This window comes from Scytonema sp. PCC 10023, from assembly GCF_963920835.1.
GTDB lineage: Bacteria > Cyanobacteriota > Cyanobacteriia > Cyanobacteriales > Nostocaceae > Kalymmatonema.
Genome location: NZ_CAWUDP010000328.1, coordinates 1 through 897, shown reverse-complemented (window position 1 = coordinate 897; position 897 = coordinate 1). Strand labels below are relative to the sequence as shown.

Genomic DNA, 897 nt, shown 5'->3' with positions numbered 1-897 from the left:
ATGAACCTATCCCACTAATAATATTTTGTTAATCCAAATGTGGATAGTAGCAAGGTCAATGAATGCGTCAAAGTAAACCTTTTGACGTTCCCATCTGACAACAAGACGGCGGTATTTGCGTTGATACCAAGCAAAACACCGCTCTTGCTGAAATCTAGGAACAGAAATTTTGATGGGTCTTCCTTTGTTTTTCTTGGTTTTCCAGACTCGTTTTGGGATTTGAGGACGAATACCTCGTTTGCGTAGATCAGTACGTTTTTGTTTTGAATCGTAACCTTTATCAGCAGCCAGTACTTTGATTCGCTTACGTGGTCTACCAGGTTTTAATGTTTTAAGTTTGACTTTATCGAGTAAGGGTATTACTTGTTCTCGCTCGTTACCGTTAGCGGAAGTGGTGGAGTTAGCTAGCGGCATTCCATTGCCTTCAGTCAGCGTGTGAATGAGAATACCTTTACCTTTGCCACCATAGGCAACCTCTTCACCTCCTCCCTTTCCAGGGGGAAAAAGACCCGTCAACCGCGCCAAAGTTCCAGTTTATTAATCCCTTATTATCAGCGATCGCTAATACACGTGCTTGTAAATGTTCAAATGTCCCATCTGAGCGCCATCGTTTTAACCACCGATGGGATGAGCTTTTAGATGCCCATTTTTCCCCACGCGGCAGATCACACCATCGACACCCAGTAATCAAAATGTACAACAGACTATTTAATACATGGCGATACGGTGCATGAGGCATTCCTTTACCACGCTTGGATGCCATATTGGGAAATATATCCTCAAATAACTTCCATTCAAGGTCACTTAATCCTTCAAAACGTCCAGCCATCAACTAATACACCCAAATCAAGTCAAAAGTAGATTACCACAATCTGGCATTAGTGGGATAGGTTCATG

Annotated in this window: 2 protein-coding genes; both read right to left on the bottom strand. The window is 42.5% G+C overall.

The window, feature by feature from the left end; genetic code table 11:
• Window positions 1-6: 6 nt before the first annotated feature.
• Window positions 7-525: a transposase gene (locus tag ACM0OZ_RS49040; RefSeq protein ID WP_414590193.1), complete on the bottom strand. Its 519-nt coding sequence runs from the start codon at window positions 523-525 to the stop codon at window positions 7-9.
• On the bottom strand, window positions 479-829 hold the full coding sequence (locus ACM0OZ_RS49035; RefSeq protein WP_414590192.1) for a transposase: 351 nt from the start codon (window positions 827-829) through the stop codon (window positions 479-481). The genes ACM0OZ_RS49040 and ACM0OZ_RS49035 overlap by 47 nt, the downstream gene beginning before the upstream one ends.
• Window positions 830-897: the final 68 nt, after the last annotated feature.